Raw genomic sequence first — 19,363 nt, 5'->3', positions numbered from 1 at the left:
GAACTCACCGCGCCGGCGGCACCGCCTCAGCGGCGCCGCACGAGCGGCTCCACGTCACTTCTTGCGACGACGCCCGCCGCCACCCGCGTTCTTCTGCGCCTTGCGGCGCTCCGCCCGCGTCATCCCGTCACCGGCATCGACGTCGTCCGAGGCGAAGTCGCCCTCGACGACACCGCCGTCACCGTCCACGGTCGGCGCGGAGAAGTGCAGCCGGTCCGGCCGCTGCGGGGCGTCGAGCCCCTTGGCGCGGATCTCCGGACGCCCGGCACCGGCCGGCACCGCGTCCTCCTTGGCGAGCGACGGACCGCTCGCCTGCACCGGGACCTCCTCGACCTGCTGCTCGACCTGGACCTCCAGGTTGAACAGGTAGCCGACGGACTCCTCCTTGATGCCCTCCATCATGGCGGTGAACATGTCGAAGCCCTCGCGCTGGTACTCGACCAGCGGGTCCTTCTGCGCCATGGCGCGCAGGCCGATGCCCTCCTGGAGGTAGTCCATCTCGTAGAGGTGCTCGCGCCACTTGCGGTCCAGGACGGACAGGACCACGCGGCGCTCCAGCTCACGCATGATCTCCGAGCCGAGCTGCTTCTCCCGCGAGTCGTACTGCTCGTGGATGTCGTCCTTGATGGACTCGGCGATGAACTCGGCGGTGATGCCCGCCCGGTCCCCGGCCGCGTCCTCCAGCTCGTCCACGGTCACCTTCACCGGGTAGAGCTGCTTGAAGGCGTTCCACAGACGGTCGAGGTCCCACTCCTCCGCGAAGCCCTCGGCGGTCTCCTGACGGATGTAGTCGTCGATCGTGTCGTCCATGAAGTGCTGGATCTGCTCGTGCAGGTCCTCGCCCTCCAGGACGCGGCGGCGCTCGCCGTAGATGACCTGACGCTGCCGGTTGAGGACGTCGTCGTACTTCAGGACGTTCTTACGCGTCTCGAAGTTCTGCGTCTCGACCTGCGACTGGGCGGAGGCGATCGCCCGGGTGACCATCTTGTTCTCGATCGGCACGTCGTCCGGCACGTTGGCCATGGCCATCACGCGCTCGACCATCTGCGCCTTGAACAGACGCATCAGGTCGTCGCCGAGCGAGAGGTAGAACCGGGACTCGCCCGGGTCGCCCTGACGGCCCGAACGACCGCGCAGCTGGTTGTCGATACGGCGCGACTCGTGGCGCTCGGTACCGAGGACGTACAGCCCGCCGAGGTCCTTGACCTCCTCGAACTCCGCCTTCACGGCCTTCACGGCGCGCTCCAGGGCGGCGGGAAGGGCCGCGGCCCACTCCTCGACGTGGTCGACCGGGTCGAGACCCGCCTGGCGCAGCTCGGCCTCGGCGAGGTCGTCCGGGTTGCCGCCGAGCTTGATGTCCGTACCGCGACCGGCCATGTTCGTGGCGACGGTGACGGCGCCGCGGCGACCGGCCTGGGCGACGATGCTCGCCTCGCGGTCGTGGTGCTTGGCGTTGAGGACCTCGTGCTGGACACCGCGCTTGGAGAGCTGCTGCGAGAGGTACTCGGACTTCTCGACGGAGGTCGTGCCGACGAGGATCGGCTGACCCTTCTCGTGCTTCTCCGCGATGTCGTCGACGACGGCCGCGAACTTGGCGACCTCGGTCCGGTAGATCAGGTCGGACTGGTCCTTGCGGATCATCGGCCTGTTCGTCGGGATCGGGACGACGCCCAGCTTGTAGATCTGGTGGAACTCGGCGGCCTCGGTCATGGCCGTACCGGTCATGCCGGAGAGCTTCGAGTACAGGAGGAAGAAGTTCTGCAGGGTGATCGTGGCGAGGGTCTGGTTCTCGTCCTTGATCGCCACCCCTTCCTTCGCCTCGATCGCCTGGTGCATGCCCTCGTTGTAGCGGCGGCCGGCGAGGATACGGCCGGTGTGCTCGTCGACGATCATGACTTCGCCGTCCATGACGACGTAGTCCTTGTCCTTCTTGAACAGTTCCTTCGCCTTGATGGCGTTGTTCAAGTAGCCCACGAGCGGGGTGTTCACCGACTCGTAGAGGTTGTCGATGCCAAGCCAGTCCTCGACCTTGGCGACACCGGCCTCGTGGATGGCGACGGTGCGCTTCTTCTCGTCGACCTCGTAGTCGCCGGTCTCCTCGATGCCCTTGAGCTGGTTGCCGGGCTCGCCCTTGGACAGGCGGGTGACGAGCTTGGCGAAGTCGCCGTACCACTTCGTCGCCTGGTCGGCCGGGCCGGAGATGATCAGCGGCGTACGGGCCTCGTCGACGAGGATGGAGTCGACCTCGTCGACACAGGCGAAGTTGTGGCCGCGCTGGACGAGCTCGTCCTGGGACCACGCCATGTTGTCGCGGAGGTAGTCGAAGCCGAACTCGTTGTTCGTGCCGTACGTGATGTCGCAGTTGTACTGCTCACGGCGCTGGGCCGGCGTCATGTTGGCGAGGATGCAGCCGATGGACAGACCCAGGAAGCGGTGGACCCGGCCCATGAGCTCGGAGTCCCGCTCGGCCAGGTAGTCGTTGACCGTGATCAGGTGCACGCCCTTGCCGGAGAGCGCGTTGAGGTACGCCGGGAGGGTACCCACGAGGGTCTTGCCCTCACCGGTCTTCATCTCGGCGACATAGCCGAGGTGGAGCGCGGCACCACCCATCAGCTGGACGTCGTAGTGGCGCTGACCGAGGACACGCTTGGCGGCCTCGCGGACCGTCGCGAACGCTTCGGGCATCAGGTCGTCGAGGCTCTCGCCGTCGGCGTACCGCTGCTTGTACTCATCGGTGAGCGCCCGCAACTCGGCGTCGGAGAGGTTGACGAAGTCCTCTTCGATGGAGTTGACCTGGTCCGCGATGCGGTGCAGTTTGCGCAGGATCTTTCCTTCGCCTGCACGCATGAGCTTGTTGAAGACGGACACTGAGGCTGGTCTCCTTGCCGGTCGGGCCTGGCACTGGGTCTTGTCATGGACGCGAGCGCGGGCACGGCAGGTGGTCCCCACCGCAACGGCCATCGTAAGCGAGACCGCCCTCGCGAAGGGAGGCCCACAGTGCCGGAGCCGTACGTCCGCCCGGAAAGAGAACGCACGAGGTGGGCGGAAGGTGCCGCCCCACCCGAAAAGTGTTCGCTTCCGGTCCGGCGGCTCACCACAATCCCGGCATGGATCCGATCACCCTCACCACCGACCGCCTGCGCCTGCGGAACTTCGTCCCCGAGGACGTCGACGCGGTGTACGCCATCTGTCAGGACCCGGACATCCGACGCTGGACCGTCGTCCCCGACCCCTATACGCGGCAGGACGCCGAGCTCTTCCTGAACCGGCTCGTGCCCGACGGCTGGCGCGAGGACACCGAGTACGCCTTCGCCGTCGAGCCACTGGCCGGCGGCCCGCTGCTCGCCGCCGTCTCCCTGACCAGTCGCGGCATGGGCGTCTGGGAGGTCGGCTACTGGCTGGCCGGCGAACACCGCGGCAGCGGCTACATGACGGAGACCGTCCGGGCCGTCGCCCACTGGGCCTTCACCGGGCTCGGCTGCACCCGCCTGGTCTGGCGCGCCGAGGTGGGCAACACCGGCTCGCGCGCGGTGGCCGAGCGGGTCGGCTTCGTCGTCGAGGGCGCTCAGCGCGCCGGACTCACCAACAAGGGCACGCTCCGGGACAGCTGGATCGCCGCCCTGCTCCCCTCCGACTTCGGCCTCCCGAGCCCCCTGCCGTACCTCCCCGCCCGCGACCTGCCGGCCGACGACCTGCCGAGCCCGCTCTGACCGCCGGACCCGGCAGGTCCGCCGAGGGGAACTGTCAGTGCCGGGGCCTAGGGTGCGGTCCATGACGACTGTGCCGCGCCCCGCCGCCGAACTGTCCGCCGACGACGCCCGCCGGATCGCGCTGCGCGCCCAGGGCTTCCTGGGTGCGCCCGACCGCCGCGCCGGGGTGCGCGGCGTGCTGCGCGGGCTCGGCCAGGTCCAGCTCGACACGATCTCCGTCCTCGCCCGCTCGCACGAGCTCATTCCGTACGCGCGCCTGGGCGCCGTCGGCCGTACGACGGTCGAGGACGCCTACTGGACCGGCTCGCACGCCTTCGAGTACTGGTCGCACGCGGCCTGCGTGCTGCCCGTCGAGGAGTGGCCGCACTTCGCCTTCCGCAGGCGCGCCTACCGCGGACGCCCGCACTGGGGCCACGAGCTGTCGGCGGAGGCGTACGACAAGGTGATCGCCCAGCTGCGGGCCGAGGGGCCGCGGACGGCGACCGAGCTGGGCGGCGCGAAGAACAAGGGCGAGTGGTGGGACTGGTCGGACGCCAAGATCGCCGTCGAGCGGGCGCTGATGTACGGCGAGGTGGTCGTGGTCGAGCGGCGCGGCTGGAAGCGGGTGTACGACCTGGCGGAGCGGGCGATCCCGCAGACGCTGCTCCACGACGACCTGGACGACACCGAGTGCGTGCGGCGGCTCGTCCGGCAGGCGGGCGAGGCGCTGGGCGTGGGCACGCGCGCGGACATCGCCGACTACCACCGGCTCAAGGGGGAGCAGTTCGACGCGGTGGTCGAGGCGGCGGGCCTGGTGCCGGTCACGGTGGCCGGCTGGGGGAAGCCCGCCTGGGCGGACCCGGCCGCGCTGGCCTCGGAGCCGCGCGGTCGGCACCGTACGACCCTGCTGTCGCCGTTCGACTCGCTGATCTGGGAGCGGGCCCGCACGGAGCGGATCTTCGGCTTCACGCACCGCCTGGAGGCGTACGTGCCGAAGCAGAAGCGGATCCACGGCTACTTCGCGATGCCGGTCCTGGCCGGCGGCCGTCTGGTCGGCCGGGTGGACCCCGCGCGGGAGGGCGGGACGCTCGTCGCCCGCCAGGTGACGCTCGACGGCCCGAAGGCCGTTCCCGCGGTGGCGCGGGCGCTGCGCGAGGCGGCCGAATGGGTCGGCTGCGACGCGGTGAGGGTGGAGCGGGTGGACACCCCGGGACTGGCGAAGGACCTGGTGGCTGCGCTGGGCTAGCCGCGGCCGTCTACCGGATCTCGAGGATCTTCTCCCGCATCGCGTAGACCACGGCCTCCATCCGGGAGTGCAGCTGAAGCTTCTCCAGGATGTTGCGGACGTGGTTCTTCACCGTGTTCTCGGAGATGAACAACTCCTTGGCGATGTCACGGTTGTTCATCCCGGTCGCCACGAGCTTGAGGACCTCGAGCTCACGGTCGGTCAGCCGGGGCGCGGGCACGAGCCTGCGCTCGTCGGTGCGCTGGATCATCGACTTGAACTCGGTGAGGAGCTTCGAGGCCATCGAGGGGCTGATCTGCGACTGGCCGTCGGCGACCGCGCGGATCGCCGTCGCGACCTCGTCGGTGGAGATCTCCTTGAGGAGGTAGCCGGTGGCCCCCGCCTTGATCGCGTCGTAGAGGTCGGCCTCCTCGTCGCTGATCGTCAGCATGATGATCTTCGCGCTGGGGGCCACCTCCTTGATGGAGGTGCACGCCTCGATGCCGCCGCGCCGGGGCATCCGTACGTCCATCAGGACGATGTCCGGCAGCAGATCGGCCGCCTTGTCGACAGCCTCCGCCCCGTCGCCGGCCTCGCCGACGACCTGGATGTCCTCCTCCTGCGCGAGGACGATCTCGAGTCCGCGGCGGAAGAGAGCATGGTCGTCCACGACTAGGACTCGGATCGGCTCCTTGCGGAATGCGTCGCTGTCCGATTCCGATCCGTCCGGGACCGGACCACTGTGCTCGCGCCCGCTGAGCACCGGCCCGAAGCTGTCCGCCATCGTTCCTCCCCCTGAAGGCCGTGGCCTGAATTCGTTTCCGGTCCTCCAACCGCTACTCAGGGAGCAGCGGTTGGCGTGCACGCCATGCTTTCATGCTCCGGCGGCAACGGGGTGATCCGCGGGCGCACGGGGGTGCCCCTGGGGGCGCGAAGGGCGCTCCAGGGGCACCGTGAGGGGCACTTGGGGTGTGGGGGCGCGAGACGGCGGTCAGCCGCCGAGCGCACCACCGGCGCCGCCACCCTCGGCGAGCGGGTCGCTCTCCACATGGATGACGCCGTAGTCGTACGCGTGCCGGCGGTAGACGACGCTCGGCTGCTTCGTGTCGGAGTCGACGAAGAGATAGAAGTCGTGTCCGACCAGCTCCATCTCGTAGAGAGCCTGGTCGAGCGTCATCGGTGCGGCACGGTGGGTCTTCTCGCGGACCACCAGCGGGCCTTCGCCTTGGACTTCGATCGAGCCCATCATCGTGGTGGGCACCTTGTCGGTCTCGTCGGCGACGAGCTGGCCGTCTCCGTTGAGCTGGGCGGCGCCGGGCACCACGTCCCCGACCTCCGCCGCCGAAAGCCTGCCGTTTCCACGGCGGGTGTACCGCTTGTCGTGCTGCTTGCGCAGTCGTGCCTCGAGCTTGTCGCTAGCGAGGTCGAGGGCCGCGTACGGGTCCGCCGCCGCGGCTTCCGCCCGGATCACCGGGCCTCGGGAGTGGAGGGTGATCTCCACGCGGTCGGACCTGTCGGCCTGCCGCGGGTTGTGTTCCTTGGACACCTCGACGTCGAGGCTGATCACCTTGCCGTCGAGCTTCTGGATCTTCTCCAGCTTCAGCTTCTCGGCCACGTGCTTGCGGAACCGCTCGGGCACCTCGGTCTTGCGGCCCTTGACGACGATGTCCACGCAGAACTCCGTTCCCGGATCGCCCTGGTCGGCTCTCTCGGCCGCCGGGCATCTCCCTTTGCACCACACTCCGGTGGATTACCGGAGCTCGGACTTGGCGACTTCACCTCTCCTCCCCAGTCGACAAGATCCCCACCCCATCGACAAGAGGTTAATTCGCCCTGAACTCCTGTCCCTAGGCGCAACCATGTATTCGGCTAGGCGATGGCTTTCACCATTCCTCACAACCGAACATAGCCCCTTCGGACGGGTGTCGGCACCCGCTACCGCGACATACCTCCGTTCGGATGCCTTCACCTCTCACCACCTGCAACGTTCCAAGTTCCTTGCGAGTTCCGGTTTATTTCGAACGAAGCGGGAGAGGATGCGATCACAGCCGCCGCCCGCTGTTCGAATCCGCGCTGCGCCGAACCGACCGGTAAGCCGTGCGGTATTCCATGAATGAACGGAAGGTTTCCACCTCCGAGGGCGCGCGCCGCCTCCGCCAGTGAGGCGCCCGTGGTCATCAGATCGTCGACGAGCACCACCTTTCCCGCCCGGAGCAGCCGCCCGCCGCCGGGCACGACCTCCAGCGCACCGGAGAGGTTCGCGAGCCGTCCGCGCGCCCCGAGACCCGCCTGGTCCGCCACGTACCGCCGCTGCCGCAGCACCGGCACGACCCGCGCCTGTCGCCCGGCGCCCCGCAGCCGGGCCGCCGCCGCCAGCGCGATCCGGCGGGTCGGATCGTGGCCACGCGCCCGCACGGAGCGCCGCGAGGAGGGCACCGGTACAAGGAGCAGCGGTCGCGCCGCGAGGCCCTCGGTGCCCCCGGCAGCGGCCTCCACGGCGACGGCGAGCGCGCCGCCCAGGGGGCGGGCGAGGGGGAGCGCCCCGCGTTCCTTGTGGGCGATGAGCAGTTCGCGTACGGCATCGGCGTACGGCGCGACGGCATGGACGACGGGCAGCCCGGCCGGCTCGGGCGAGGGCCGCACCCTGCGCGGCCCCTCCCCCGCCCCGGTCAACGCCGCCTCGCACGACGGGCACAGCTCGGTGCGCGGCCTGCCGCAGCCTCCGCAGGCGACCGGCAGCACCAGCCCGGCGATCTCGCGCCACCACCCCCGCATGGCTCCACTGTGCGCCTTCCCGGGCGCCTCGGCCACCCCTGTGGAAAACCCCCACGGGTGCCCCCGGAGTACGTCAGGTACCCGGAGACGGGCGACGGCGGCCGCTACCCCGGATAGACGGGCGAGGTACCGGTCTTGACCACGGGCTGCCAGTTCGTGCCCGGCACGAGCCGCACGATGCCGTCGTTGCCGGAGTCGGCGATCAGCGGCACGGAGCCCTTGTACGGCGCGGCCACCGAGGTCACCCCGTTCAGGCCGGGGAGCACCGAGGTCGCCGAGGTCGAGCCGTCGGTCTGCAGGTAGCGGATCTGCTGGACGCCGCCCGCCTCCTTGCCGACCACGACGAGCCGGCTCGGCCCGGCCCAGGAGACGGCCGTGACCGACTCCATCCGGGGCGCGGCGGGCTTGAGGTCGAGCACGGAGACGACCGGCTCGTCGCCCGACGTCTGCCGCTGGACCCGGCCGATCTGCAGAGTGGTGTCCCCGCCCCGGCTGACCACGAGCGCGATCCGGACCCCGTCGGCGGAGACCCGCAGCGACTCGATCCTCGCGTCGTCCGTCAGCCACGGCGCACGCACCCTGACGGGGTCACCGGTGCCGTCCGGCACCATCCACAGCTGGGGGGCGGCGGGGTCGCGGTCGGCGATCCACAGGTTGCCCCGGCCGTCCCAGCTGGGCGCGGACAGCCGGTCGGTGGGCTTGACCGCCTTGCTGCGCAGGATCGCCGGCGCCGGCTCCTCCTCGGTGGTGATGGAGGAGACGAACAGATCGCGGCCGCTCTCCCCGACCCCGGCGGCCCGGGTCTCGCCCCGGTCGACGGCGACCGAACCGAGCCGCAGGGTGCCCTTGCCGAGCGGTCCGGGCACCTGCTCGACGGGCGCCCTGGCCTCCTTGCCCGCGCCGACCAGCATCATCAGCTTGTGGTGCTCGTCCACGAAGTACGGGTTCTCGTCCCGCTCCGCGTTCCGCACGGGGGCGAACTCGTCGGTCGCCTGTCCCTTGCCGAGACGGCACAGCGACTGGCCCTTCGACCCCTGGAGCTCCACCTGCTCGGCGTTCACCGAGGTCAGGTCGCGCAGCGTGAACAGCAGCTGCGCCGCCATCCGCCGGCACGGCTCCGCGCCCACCAGGTCCGCCTTTCCGTTCAGCGGCACCTTGAGCGTGGACTGGTCGTCGGGCGTGAGGGTGGTGACGCCCTTCCGCAGCTCCGCACCGGAGGGGAAGCTGGAGTCGACGGCCGGCTTCAGCCAGTCCGTGGGGCCTTCGAGGAGCGCCCTGACCGTCTGCGTCACCGGGTCCATCCGGGTGACGGGGTCCTGGCGCTGCCGGATGTAGACCGGGTCGGCGACGACCCAGTCCTGCCCGGAGGCGAAGTAGTACTTGTTGACCGACCGGTAGTTGCGCAGGAAATCGGCCTCGCCGAGCACCAGGCCGGGCGGCAGGCTGTCGATGCGCCACTCCTTGCCCTTGCCGTTGCCCGAGGGCTGCTGCACGACGTGGATCGACTGGAGGTACGCGGCCGGGCTGAACGGCTGGTACGCGTGCCGGGCGTCCACGGTCGCGATCTTGCGGCCGGAGAGCGGATAGGAACGGCCCTGGTTGTCGGGGTCGGCGTTGCGGTCGGCCAGATCGCGGTTCGGCGCGGTGGTGAGCACGGTGATGCTCTGCTCCGGCTTCCAGGTCCGCGCGGCCTCGTTCGTCAGGTACTTGCGGGCGGTGGCGAAGCCGGGGTCGTCACTCGTCATGGCCTCGAGGAAGCCGTCGACGATCTCGTCCGGGTCCGCGTTCTCCCGGGGCGCAACCGCGTAGACCCGCACCTGCGAGTCGCCCTGGTTGGCCCCCCGGACCGCCTGGACGTCGCCGCTGTCGGGCATGGTCGCGCACCCGGTCACCAGGAGCCCGCCGCACGCGGCGAGCACCACCGCGCGCGCACTCCGGCCCTGCCCCGGGCCCTGCCCCGGAGGAAGGTCCGGATCGGCGTTCCCCACGCGGAAGCCTGGGAAGCGCCACACCACGTGCCCCTTTCGGAAGCCCCGCCCCGCGTGCCCCTCTGAGGAGTCAGCGCCCACGTGTCCCGTCCCCCCGCTCCGCGTTCCCGTGTGCGTCGGCCGTGGCCGAACCCGCCCCACCACCGTCGTTCTCCGCCGCCGCGCGCGCCACGACCCGGGCGCCGCTGCCGGGCAGGGCCGTCGGGTCGACGGTCGCCCGCGACGGCGCGGGCAGCCTCGGCGGTACGGCGAGCTGCGGCCGGTCGCCGACGGGCTGCGCCGGGACCGCCGTGAGGCGGGCGCTCTCCTGGGCTCGTCCGGCGGCCGCCTGCTCGCGGTTGCGCCGTGAGTCCTCGGGCTCCAGGGGGATCGGCGAGCCCCGCAGCGGCTCGTCCGCGGTCCGCGGCAGGGTGAGCCGGAACTGCGAACCTCCACCGGGCTCGCCCCAGGCCTGGAGCCAGCCGCCGTGCAGCCGGGCGTCCTCCACCGCGATCGACAGGCCGAGGCCGGTGCCGCCGGTGGTCCGCGCGCGGGCCGGGTCGGCGCGCCAGAAGCGGTTGAAGACCCGGGTCGCCTCGCCCGGCTTGAGTCCGACGCCGTAGTCGCGTACCGCGACGGCGACGGCCCCGCCGGCGGCGGCCAGCTTCACCACCACGTCCCGGCCCTCGCCGTGCTCGACGGCGTTGACGACGAGGTTGCGCAGCACCCGCTCGACCCGGCGGGCGTCCGCCTCGGCCACCACGGGCTGCTTGTCGCCCACGACCACGATCCGGGTGCCCTTGCGCTCGGCGAGGGGTTCGGCGCCGCCGATGACCCGGCGCACGACCTGCCGCAGGTCTATCGGCTCGGCCTCCAGGGCGGCCGCTCCCGCGTCGAAGCGGCTGATCTCCAGAAGGTCGGAGAGCAGCGACTCGAAGCGGTCGAGCTGGTCGCCGAGGAGTTCGGCGGAGCGGGCGGTGATCGGGTCGAAGTCCACCCGGGCCTCGTGGATGACGTCGGCGGCCATCCGGACCGTGGTGAGCGGGGTGCGCAGCTCGTGCGAGACGTCGGAGACGAACCGCCGCTGCATCCGCGACAGCTCCTCCAGCTGCTGGATCTTGAGCTGGAGGTTCTGGGCCATCTTGTTGAAGGCCTCGCCCAGCCGGGCGATGTCGTCCTCGCCGGTGACCTTCATGCGTTCCTGGAGGCGGCCCGCCGAGAGCCGCTCGGCGATCCCGGCGGCCATCCGTACGGGGGTGACCACCTGGCGCACCATGAGCCAGGCGATGGCGCCGAGCAGCACCATGACGAAGAGCCCGGCGGTCGCGAGGGTGCCCTTGACCAGGGTGAGGGAGTCCTCCTCCTGGGTCAGCGGGAAGAGGTAGTACAGCTCGTACTGGGTGCCCTCGGCGTCGTTCAGCCGCTTGCCGATCACCAGACCGGCCTCGGACGCCTTGCCGTTGGTGTAGTGGATGCGGGTGAATTTCTGGAGGGTGTCCGTGCCCTGGGCCACCGAGTGCCGCAGTTCCGCGGGGATGCTGGTGGTCGGGTCGACCTCCCCTGAGGCACGGGCGCCGCGGCTCGCGGCATCACCGGTGTCGAGGGAGAGCGCGACCACGTTGTAGGCGCTCTGGCCACCGCTGGCGAGCTGCTCGACCAGCGTGGAGCGCCAGTTCACGGAGGCACCGGCCCGCGCACCGTCCTGCTGACCGGGAGCGGAGGGCGTCGTCGCCGCCCGGTCCTGGGCGGCGGAGAACCCGCCGGCGGCCTGGCTCTGGGCGGCCTTCTCCTTCGCGTCGAGCAGTCCGTTGCGGACCTGGCCGATCACGACCAGGCCGAGCAGCAGCACCACTCCGAGCGACATCAGCAGGGTGCCCGCGACGATCCGCAGCTGGATGTTGCGCCGCCACAGCCGCACGGCGGGCAGCAACGGCCGTCGCACCCAGCGTACGAAGAGCCGGAGGACAGGTCCGCCCGGCGTCCCTTCCCGGAACAGCCGTCCACCCCGCGGCGGACGGCCGGAACGCGAGCCCCCCCGCCTCGGTCCGGCAGCCCGCCCCGTACGGTCTCCCGGGTCCCCGGGCTTGGGAGCAGTACTGCCTGTACTCATGTCAGCTCGGTCCCGCCTTGTATCCGACGCCACGGACGGTCACTACGATCTCCGGCCGCTCGGGGTCCTTCTCGACCTTCGAGCGCAGCCGCTGTACGTGCACGTTCACCAGCCGGGTGTCGGCCGCGTGTCGGTAGCCCCAGACCTGCTCCAGGAGCACCTCACGGGTGAACACCTGCCACGGCTTGCGCGCCAGCGCGACGAGCAGGTCGAACTCCAGCGGGGTCAGGGCGATGGACTGCCCGTCCCGCTTCACGGAGTGCCCTGCCACGTCGATGACGAGGTCACCGATGGTGAGCTGTTCGGGTGCCGGCTCCTCGGACCTCCGCAGCCGCGCCCGGATACGGGCCACGAGCTCCTTCGGCTTGAACGGCTTGACGATGTAGTCGTCGGCCCCGGACTCCAGACCCACGACCACGTCGACCGTGTCGCTCTTCGCGGTGAGCATGACGATCGGCACACCCGACTCGGCCCTGATCAGGCGGCACACCTCGATGCCGTCCCTTCCGGGCAGCATCAGGTCGAGCAGCACCAGGTCAGGCTTGGCCTCCCGGAATGCGGCAAGCGCCTTGTCACCGTCCGCGACGAACGACGGCTCGAACCCTTCACCCCGCAGCACGATGCCGAGCATCTCGGCCAGTGCGGTGTCGTCGTCGACGACAAGAACGCGTCCCTTCATATCGACATCATCCCATTTCCGTATCAGTCTCAAGGCGGCTGGTGAGATACCTCACTGACCTGCGGCATCGTCCCGGATCGATACTGATGACCGTCCGTGTCCGTGGGTGTTGATGTCAGTCATGGATGTCACCCCCGTGGCCCCCGTGGCCGCCCAGAACCGTACCCCGCGCCACTGGCTTCGGCCTACGGTCGAGAGCGCCCACATCGGCCCGCCGAGAACCACGGCGCCGAAGCGTCTGCGAGCACTCCACTCGCCCCGGCGCGTCGCTCGACAACAGGGCCTCGCTGAAGCACCCATCGAGTGGCTGGGACGCTCGTCTATTCGGGGCTCGACCCACACGTGCGTGAAGGGGGGCGGCGCCGGGCGTCCAGGTGGAGAGCGCCATTCGTCGGCCGCGAGCCCTTCGACCGCGCCCCGCTCGGTCCGACACCGCACGGTTCGCACGTGATGAGCGGGTATCCGCGCGGCGCACCGTCTGCCGCTCGCACACTGAAGGTCCGGACAAAGGTACGAAGGTCGCGGCCGCTCCCGCCCACGGGCGGGTCCCGCGTGGCACGATGGCACCCGGCCCGCCGCCGTGTCAGGTGTCGGCCGCCGTGACCGAGCCGGTTCGCCGATCCGGCACCGCGACCATTCCTCCGAGGTGGACGACCGTGAACGACACTCCGGGCTGGACCTCGCCCGGATCCGCCCCCTCCGACGACCCGAACGGCTCCGGGGTCCCCCGGCCCGCCGATCCGGCCGACGCGAACGGCTCCACCCCTCAGTGGTCCAAGGACCAGCCGCCCGCCGGCCAGTGGTCCCCGCCGACCGGCCAGACCCCGCCCCCGGCCCCCGGCCAGGGCCAGGGCTGGGGAGCGCCTCCCCCGAACGCCCACTGGGGCCGCCCGCCGGCCGCGAAGCCCGGAGTGATCCCGCTGCGCCCGCTGGGCATGGGCGAGATCCTCGACGGCGCGGTGAAGACCCTCCGGACCTACTGGCGCACCGTGCTGGCCATCACGGTCACGGTCGCGGTGATCTCCCAGATCGCCAACATCCTGGCCCAGCAGTACCTCGCCCCCGACGTTCCGTCCCCGAGCCCGGACGCCACCCCGGCCGAAGCGCTCGAGCAGTCCCTCGACGCGGCCCAGTCGTCCCTGATCGGCCTGGGCCCCGCCCTCCTCGTGACGCTGATGGCATCCCTGGTCAGCGCCGCCCTGCTGACCGTCGTCATCAGCCGCGCGGTCCTCGGCCGCCCGGTCTCGCTCGGCGCCGCATGGCAGGAGGCCCGCCCGCGGCTCCTCCAGCTCATCGGCCTGACCCTGCTGCTCGCCGCGATGAGCTCCGCCATCGTCATGGTCGGCCTGCTCCCCGGTCTTCTGATCGGCGGCGCCGCAGGCGTGGCCCTGACCCTCCTCGGCGGTCTCGGCGCACTGGTGGCGGCCGTCTGGCTGATGATCCGCTTCAGCCTCGCCTCCCCCGCCCTGATGCTGGAACGCGGCGGCGTGATCACGTCGCTGAAGCGCTCGGCGAAGCTGGTTCAGGGCACGTGGTGGCGCATCTTCGGCATCACGATCCTCACCCAGCTGCTGATCTTCATCTTCTCCATGATCATCGCGATCCCGTTCACCATCATCGGCATCGCGGTCGACGGAGACGGCTTCTCCGACATGCTCTCCGGCACGTCCACCACCTTCGGCTGGCCGTTCCTGATCATCACGGGCATCGGCGGTGTGATCACCAGCGCGATCACCTACCCGATCTCGGCCGGTGTCACAGTCCTCCTCTACGTGGACCAGCGCATCCGCCGCGAAGCCCTGGACCTCGAACTGGGACGGGCCGCGGGCGTCCCCGGCTACGGCCCCGCCCCGGACACCCAGACCGTCGGAGGCTGATGCCGTGACGGTCACGGGGGGAACGACCACGGCACTGGCGCGGCTCCGCGCCGACGACGACATCCCGGTGGACATCTCCCGCGTCCCCGCCCAGGAGGCGGCGGAACGGGAGCTGTCCAAGCCGATGTACCACGAGAACGATCCGAACCTCCTCCAGCGCGGCCTCGACCGCTTCTGGGAGTGGGTCGGCGACCTCTTCGACGCCGCGTCGAGTGCCACACCCGGCGGGGTGATCGGCCTCGTCGTGGTCGTCCTGTTCGTGATCGCCGCGGTCGCCGCCCTCTGGTGGCGCCTCGGCACCCCCCGCCGCGCACCGGGCACCACCGGCGACTCCCTCTTCGCGGACGGCCCCCGAACCGCCCGCGACCACCGGGCGGCCGCCGCCCGCCACGCCTCCGCCGGCCGCTGGAACCAAGCCGTCCAGGAACGCACCCGGGCCATCGTCCGCTCCCTCGAGGAACGCGCCCTGCTCGACCCCCGCCCCGGCCGCACCGCCGACGAGGCCGCCGCCGAAGCGAGCCGCTCCCTCCCCGCCCACGCGGACGACCTGCGCCTCGCCGTCCGCGTCTTCGACGACGTCACATACGGCGGCCGCACCGCCGACGAGCCCGCGTACCGCCGCATCGAGGAACTGGACACCGCCCTGGAGCGCACCCGTCCCACCCTCGACACCGCCTCCACGGGGACGCCCGCATGAGCCGCCCGGCCACCAGCACCACGTCGACCGCCCCCTCCGCCCGCCGGCTCTGGACCCGAGCCCGCGGCGCGGCCCTCGTCCTCGCCCTGATCCTCATCGGCGGCCTGGCCCTCGCAACGCTGCGGTCCTCCGACGCCCACGGCACCCTCGACCCCCGCTCCGCCGACCCGAACGGCAGCCGGGCCATCGCCGAACTCCTCACGTCCCGCGGCATCGAACTCACCCTCGTCACCACCCTCGACGAGGCCACCGCCGCGACCGACCACGACGCGACACTCCTGGTCACCACACCCGACCTGCTGACACCGTCTCAGCAGTCCACGCTCCACCGCACCATGACGAGCTCCACCGGCCGCACGGTCCTCGTAGGCCCGGGCCTGCCCTCGCTCGACACCCTCGCCCCGGGAGTCACCAGCTCCACCAGCACCCCCGTGGAGAACCGCGCCCCCTCCTGCACTCTGGCGGAGGCCAGCCGCGCCGGCAGCGCCGACCTCGGCGGCGAGCGCTACCTCACCGCTCCCGGCACCACCGCGGACTCCTGCTACCTCTCCGACGGCCTGCCGACCCTGCTCCGCCTCCCCGGGCAGGCCTCCACCGACACCGTCCTCCTCGGCTCGCCCGACATCCTCTACAACGAGCGACTCGACCAGCAGGGCAACGCCTCGCTCGCCCTGCAACTCCTCGGCTCCCGGCCCCATCTCGTCTGGTACCTCCCCTCCCTGACCGATGCCTCCGCCACCGCCGACGCACCCGACGACGGCACCACGGGCGACTTCCTCTCCCTCATCCCCTCCGGCTGGCTGTGGGGCACTCTCCAGCTCGCGATCGCGGCCCTGTTCGCCGCCGTCTGGCGCGCCCGCCGCCTCGGCCCCCTGGTGACCGAACGCCTCCCCGTCGCCCTCCGCGCCTCCGAGGCCACCGAGGGCCGCGCCCGCCTCTACCGCAAGGCGAACGCCCGCGACCGCGCCGCCTCGGTGCTGCGCACCGCGACCCGCACCCGGATCGCCCCGCTGCTCGGCGTCCCCGTCCAGGACGCCCACTCCGCCGATCGTCTCCTCCCCGCTCTCTCCGCCCGTCTCCCCGAGACCACCGCGGACCCCCGGCACCTCCTCTTCGGCCCGGCTCCCGCCGACGACGCCACTCTCATCCGCCTCGCGGACCAACTCGACGCCCTCGAAAGAGAGGTACGCACCTCATGAGCGCCCCGACCCCCGAGACCGTTACGACCTCGGACAGCGCCCGCGCCTCCCTGGAGGCCCTGCGCACCGAGATCGGAAAGGCCGTGGTCGGCCAGGACCCCGCCGTCACCGGTCTCGTCGTCGCCTTGCTCTGCCGCGGGCACGTCCTCCTCGAAGGCGTACCCGGCGTCGCGAAGACCCTGCTGGTCCGCTCGCTCGCCGCCGCACTCGAACTCGACACCAAGCGCGTCCAGTTCACCCCCGACCTGATGCCGAGCGACGTGACCGGCTCCCTGGTCTACGACACCCGGACCTCCGAGTTCTCCTTCCAGCCCGGCCCGGTCTTCACGAATCTCCTGCTCGCCGACGAGATCAACCGCACGCCCCCGAAGACCCAGGCCTCCCTCCTGGAGGCGATGGAGGAGCGTCAGGTCACGGTCGACGGCACTCCGCGCGCCCTGCCCGACCCCTTCCTGGTGGCCGCGACTCAGAACCCCGTCGAGTACGAGGGCACCTACCCTCTGCCCGAGGCCCAACTGGACCGCTTCCTGCTGAAGCTGACGGTTCCTCTACCCTCCCGCGCGGACGAGATCCAGGTCCTCACCCGTCACGCAGAGGGCTTCGACCCCCGCGACCTCAAGGCCGCCGGTGTCCGTCCCGTCGCGGGCCCCGCCGAGCTCGAAGCCGCCCGGGCCGCCGTCGCCAAGGTCTCGGTCTCCGCCGAGATCGCCGGCTATGTCGTCGATATCTGTCGTGCCACGCGTGAATCCCCCTCACTCACTCTCGGGGTCTCCCCCCGAGGCGCCACCTCCCTGCTCTCCACCGCTCGCGCCTGGGCCTGGCTCACCGGCCGGGACTACGTCACCCCGGACGATGTGAAGGCCCTCGCTCTCCCCACCCTGCGTCATCGCATCCACCTGCGGCCCGAGGCCGAGATGGAAGGAGTCACCCCCGACTCCGTCATCAACTCGATCCTCGCCCACGTCCCCGTCCCCCGCTGAGAACGGCGCCCCATGGCCCTCACCGGACGAACAGCGCTGCTCGCCGCCCTCGGATCGATCCCCGTCGGCATCCTCGCCCCCAGCTGGGCGGGGATGCTCGCGGTGAACGCGCCCCTCTGCTTCGCAATTCTGTGCGACTACGCCCTGGCAGCGCCAGTACGAACGCTCCAATTCACCCGAAGTGGTGATACATCCGTTCGACTCGGTGACGCGGCAGACGTCCAGCTCACCGTCACCAACCGGTCCCACCGCCCCCTCCGCGCCCAGCTCCGCGACGCCTGGCCACCCAGCAGCTGGCTGCCCGGCACCGAACAGGCCTCCTCGCGCCACCGCCTGACAGTCCCCGCCGGCGAACGCCGCCGCCTCACCACGAGCCTGCGCCCCACCCGCCGCGGCGACCGCCGGGCCGAGCGGGTCACGGTCCGCTCGTACGGCCCCCTGGGCCTGGCAGCCCGTCAGGGCAACCACGAGGTTCCCTGGGCCGTCCGCGTCCTGCCCCCGTTCGCCAGCCGCAAGCACCTGCCGTCCCGCCTGACCCGCCTCCGTGAACTCGACGGCCGCACCAGCGTCCTGACACGCGGTGAGGGCACGGAGTTCGACAGCCTCCGCGAGTACGTCCCCGGCGACGACACCCGCTCGATCGACTGGCGGGCCACCGCCCGCCAGTCGGCGGTCGCCGTCCGCACCTGGCGCCCCGAGCGCGACCGCCACATCCTGATCGTCCTCGACACCGGCCGCACCTCGGCCGGCCGCGTCGGCGACATCCCCCGCCTGGACGCCTCCATGGACGCGGCACTCCTGCTCACCGCGCTCGCGTCGCGTGCCGGTGACCGCGTGGACCTCCTCGCCTACGACCGGCGCCTCCGCGCCCAGGTCCAGGGCCGCTCCGCCGGCGACGTCCTCCCCGCCGTGGTCAACGCCCTCGCCCCGCTCGAACCCGAGCTGGTGGAGACCGACGCCCGCGGCCTGGCGTCGACGGCCCTCGCGCGGGCTCCCCGCCGCTCACTGATCGTGCTCCTGACGAGCCTCGACGCCGCTCCGATCAAGGAGGGCCTGCTCCCGGTTCTACCGCAGCTCGCCCAGCGCCACACGGTCCTGCTGGCCTCGGTCTCCGATCCGCACATCGCCCGCATGGCGACGACCCGCGGCACGATCGAGGGCGTCTACGAGGCCGCGGCGGCCACTCAGACCCAGTCCCAGCGCTCCCGCACCGCGGACCAGCTCCGTCGCCACGGCGTCACGGTCGTCGACGCCTCCCCCGATACGCTCGCCCCCGCCCTGGCCGACGCGTACCTCACCCTGAAGGCAGCCGGCCGCCTCTAGAGCCTCACGCACCGACGGCCGGCACGGCGAACAACGCCGCACCGGCCATCGATCACATGGCGCCCCGCATCAGCGGAACACGACGGAGGCCTCCCCGGCCGCGGCGCTGAAGGACCCCGGGCACAGGAAGGAGCCCGAGACCTTGGTGGCCGTGAAGGGGGTGTTCACGTACTTCCTGGTGGCCCCGTCGCGATTCCAGACGATGTTCGTCACCTTGTAGCGGCAGGAGACGAACGACTGCTTGCCCGTGAGGTCGATGACGTCCGTCGTCGCCGTACCGGCGGCGTCGTCGAAGGTGAAGGCCGGGTTGTTGTTGAGCGAGGCGGTGATTCCTCCGCCGCAGGTCAGATTCCCGCCCGGCTTGTTGATCGTGGACCGGTCGACGGTGAGAGCGCTCGGCGGAGTGGCACTGGCGTCGGCGCCGGTCCAGCTACAGGTGTTCCCGGAGACGACGATCACGCCGTCGACCTCCGCGCCGGCAACGGTGCCGCTCGCATAGGCAGTCGCAGGAACACCGATGCCGACCGCCATCACCAGCGCGGCCAAGCCAGTCAGGGTGGGGGTGAACTTCATGTCGCTCTCCTTGCCACAGCTTGTGGGTGGGGGGAACCCAAGCCGCTCGGCGGAGCCGCCCGGGTTCGGAGTGCGCACGGAGCGTGTCACAACCGGCATGAGATGTCATGCGCGCATCAATCTTTGGCTGAAAGTAGCCGGACGCAAAAATGCCTCAACCCCCGGACATAGTCCGGGGGTTGAGGCTAAAAATTGTTCGGCGGCGTCCTACTCTCCCACAGGGTCCCCCCTGCAGTACCATCGGCGCTGAAAGGCTTAGCTTCCGGGTT

At 71.1% G+C, this 19,363-nt stretch carries 15 protein-coding genes and 1 rRNA gene; 7 read left to right on the top strand and 9 right to left on the bottom strand.

What is annotated here, in order from left to right; translation table 11 throughout:
- Positions 1–54: 54 nt before the first annotated feature.
- Complete coding sequence (gene secA, locus IF00_RS0132875) at positions 55–2,868, bottom strand: preprotein translocase subunit SecA (protein ID WP_030324424.1); 2,814 nt, start codon at positions 2,866–2,868, stop codon at positions 55–57.
- A gap of 239 nt (positions 2,869–3,107) precedes the next feature.
- Here secA and IF00_RS0132870 point away from each other — a divergent pair, with 239 nt between their 5' ends.
- Positions 3,108–3,710: a GNAT family N-acetyltransferase gene (locus IF00_RS0132870; RefSeq protein ID WP_030324422.1), complete on the top strand. Its 603-nt coding sequence runs from the start codon at positions 3,108–3,110 to the stop codon at positions 3,708–3,710.
- Positions 3,711–3,771: 61 nt separating this feature from the next.
- A complete protein-coding gene (locus IF00_RS0132865) occupies positions 3,772–4,935 on the top strand; it encodes a winged helix-turn-helix domain-containing protein (protein ID WP_030324420.1) in 1,164 nt (387 codons plus the stop codon).
- Between the two features lie 10 nt (positions 4,936–4,945).
- On the opposite strand, the gene IF00_RS0132860 is transcribed toward IF00_RS0132865, so the two are convergent.
- The 6 genes from IF00_RS0132860 to mtrA form a co-directional block, all read right to left on the bottom strand.
- The gene (locus tag IF00_RS0132860; protein WP_030324418.1) at positions 4,946–5,698 is read right to left on the bottom strand and encodes a response regulator; all 753 of its coding nucleotides are present in this window, start codon (positions 5,696–5,698) and stop codon (positions 4,946–4,948) included.
- A gap of 207 nt (positions 5,699–5,905) precedes the next feature.
- Positions 5,906–6,586 carry a ribosome hibernation-promoting factor, HPF/YfiA family gene (hpf, locus tag IF00_RS0132855; RefSeq protein ID WP_030324416.1) on the bottom strand — a complete coding sequence of 227 codons (681 nt, stop codon included), beginning with the start codon at positions 6,584–6,586 and terminating at the stop codon, positions 5,906–5,908.
- 293 nt (positions 6,587–6,879) lie between these two features.
- Positions 6,880–7,689, bottom strand: a complete 810-nt coding sequence (locus tag IF00_RS0132850) for a ComF family protein (RefSeq protein ID WP_030324414.1) — start codon at positions 7,687–7,689, stop codon at positions 6,880–6,882.
- Positions 7,690–7,793: 104 nt separating this feature from the next.
- Entirely contained in the window at positions 7,794–9,563 is a 1,770-nt protein-coding gene (locus tag IF00_RS0132845) for an LpqB family beta-propeller domain-containing protein (RefSeq protein WP_106975912.1), read from the bottom strand.
- A gap of 184 nt (positions 9,564–9,747) precedes the next feature.
- Positions 9,748–11,766: an MtrAB system histidine kinase MtrB gene (gene mtrB / locus IF00_RS0132840; RefSeq protein WP_078944937.1), complete on the bottom strand. Its 2,019-nt coding sequence runs from the start codon at positions 11,764–11,766 to the stop codon at positions 9,748–9,750.
- A 1-nt stretch (position 11,767) separates the two neighbouring features.
- A complete protein-coding gene (gene mtrA / locus IF00_RS0132835) occupies positions 11,768–12,445 on the bottom strand; it encodes a two-component system response regulator MtrA (RefSeq protein WP_010356958.1) in 678 nt (225 codons plus the stop codon).
- 656 nt (positions 12,446–13,101) lie between these two features.
- Here mtrA and IF00_RS0132830 point away from each other — a divergent pair.
- The 5 genes from IF00_RS0132830 to IF00_RS0132810 are packed head-to-tail and all read left to right on the top strand — an operon-like array spanning position 13,102 to position 18,521.
- Positions 13,102–14,322 (top strand): proline-rich domain-containing protein, encoded by a 1,221-nt coding sequence (locus IF00_RS0132830; protein WP_030324411.1) that lies wholly within the window; start codon positions 13,102–13,104, stop codon positions 14,320–14,322.
- A gap of 4 nt (positions 14,323–14,326) precedes the next feature.
- Positions 14,327–15,019, top strand: a complete 693-nt coding sequence (locus IF00_RS0132825) for a DUF4129 domain-containing protein (protein WP_030324409.1) — start codon at positions 14,327–14,329, stop codon at positions 15,017–15,019.
- Entirely contained in the window at positions 15,016–16,218 is a 1,203-nt protein-coding gene (locus IF00_RS0132820; protein WP_030324408.1) for a DUF4350 domain-containing protein, read from the top strand. The genes IF00_RS0132825 and IF00_RS0132820 overlap by 4 nt, the downstream gene beginning before the upstream one ends.
- Positions 16,215–17,198 (top strand): AAA family ATPase, encoded by a 984-nt coding sequence (locus IF00_RS0132815; protein ID WP_030324406.1) that lies wholly within the window; start codon positions 16,215–16,217, stop codon positions 17,196–17,198. Before IF00_RS0132820 ends, IF00_RS0132815 begins: the two co-directional genes overlap by 4 nt.
- A 12-nt stretch (positions 17,199–17,210) precedes the next feature.
- Positions 17,211–18,521, top strand: a complete 1,311-nt coding sequence (locus IF00_RS0132810) for a DUF58 domain-containing protein (RefSeq protein ID WP_030324405.1) — start codon at positions 17,211–17,213, stop codon at positions 18,519–18,521.
- Between the two features lie 69 nt (positions 18,522–18,590).
- Here IF00_RS0132810 and IF00_RS0132805 read toward each other — a convergent pair whose 3' ends face one another.
- Together IF00_RS0132805 and rrf are read right to left on the bottom strand one after the other, a co-directional pair.
- Positions 18,591–19,094 (bottom strand): hypothetical protein, encoded by a 504-nt coding sequence (locus IF00_RS0132805; protein ID WP_030324403.1) that lies wholly within the window; start codon positions 19,092–19,094, stop codon positions 18,591–18,593.
- Between the two features lie 194 nt (positions 19,095–19,288).
- A 5S ribosomal RNA gene (gene rrf / locus IF00_RS0132800) occupies positions 19,289–19,363 on the bottom strand; the annotation flags it as partial.

This window comes from Streptomyces flavochromogenes (assembly GCF_000717595.1).
Lineage (GTDB): Bacteria > Actinomycetota > Actinomycetes > Streptomycetales > Streptomycetaceae > Streptomyces > Streptomyces flavochromogenes.
Note: the sequence above shows the minus strand (reverse complement) of the source record. Positions and strands in the feature narration are given on the sequence as shown.